This window comes from Ruegeria sp. C8 (assembly GCF_056537565.1).
The window spans coordinates 1-1,295 of sequence record NZ_JBQFRV010000039.1 but is presented as its reverse complement, the minus strand read 5'-3'; the positions used below and the strand labels follow the sequence as shown (position 1 = coordinate 1,295).

Sequence of the window (1,295 nt, the reverse complement as noted above, 5' to 3'; positions counted from 1 at the left end):
TGGGCTCGAAGCAGTCATCCGACAGCTTTAGTCAAAGGACTGTTTTGCGGATGCAAGCGGTCATTGGGGCCGCTTGCGGGATAGATAGAGGTGACCAACTTTGAAGCAGGGCTCGATGCGTCTTAAAGCTCAACTCCGAGATTCTACCGCCGTCTGATCCGCTCGCGACGGCGCTCGCGACGTTCGATGTTTATCTGATGATCATGGCCTAGCGCCCGATAGAACCCCACTCCCTTGGACCAGTTCACAAAGTGGGCAAAGCTGTCGACCTGATCGTCGTTGCGTCCGCGTGGAAAGGATTGAAGCTCTCGTTTGAATACCGGCAGCCAGGGTGCATCTGCAGGCAGATAAACCTTGCCCTCTTCGACAGGACCGCAAGCGGACTGGAACCGGGTTTCCTTGTCCTTGTCGGGTTTAATGCGTTCGTAGCGCCGACGGTCATCACGAAACAGCTCGTCCAAAAGAGGTTTGCCTGAGGCCGCATCTTCGATCAGGACTCGATCGGGATCCCAACGGCCGACAAGTTGCAGTGCCTTGGCTTTCAGGTCTGGGTAGTCTACCTGCCCGCGCCAGACGTCGATAAGATACCACGCATTTTCGCGGAACCCCCAGGTTGTACAGACAGAGAAATCAGACCGGGGATCCGCGGACATCCCCGTATCCCAGCTTTGAACGACAAGCTGATACCAGCGGCGATCTTCGATGGTCTCGTAGGTGCCAAACCACTCCCAGCGCAAGGGCGACCCGTCGGGAGCAATGGGGTTCTGCTGATACTGGCAATTGAACACGGCCGCGCCCATTTCGCGACGCTTGGTATCCAGCGTTTGCTGATCCAAACGGGACGGGCACAGGAGATCACCCGGTTTGCGGCGCATGACCCTTCCACGCCCAAGAGGAACCACCTCATGGTCTTCGGCGATGGCAGGCAGATTCAGATGCCGATAGGTCCCGCGTTCGAGCAGATAACCCGGCGGATCCATCTCGTGCAACCGTTGCGCAACCATAACCACGCGCCCTTCGGCCGGATTGTCGAAGCGCGACAACAAGGTCCCCTCAATGAACTCCTGCGCCTTGACCAGCTCGGCTTCGGAGCCGGCATCTCCGGCTTTCAGCAGGTCATCGATGATGATGTAGTCAGCGCCATGACCGGTGACAGAACTTCCAATGGAGACAGCCTTACGGCTGCCTCCCTTTGTGGTGCGGATTTCTTCTGAGGTGTTGCCCTTTCTAGCCAAGACCGTTTCAGGGAACATTTCCCGGTACCAGCGCGCAGACATGATCCGACGACAATCTTC

General features: G+C 57.4%; 1 protein-coding gene. It reads right to left on the bottom strand.

Features of this window, described 5'->3' with window-relative positions:
• Nucleotides 1-143: 143 nt before the first annotated feature.
• On the bottom strand, nt 144-1,295 hold a 1,152-nt coding region (gene terL / locus ACR0KL_RS22710), incomplete at its 5' end, for a phage terminase large subunit (RefSeq protein WP_480777548.1).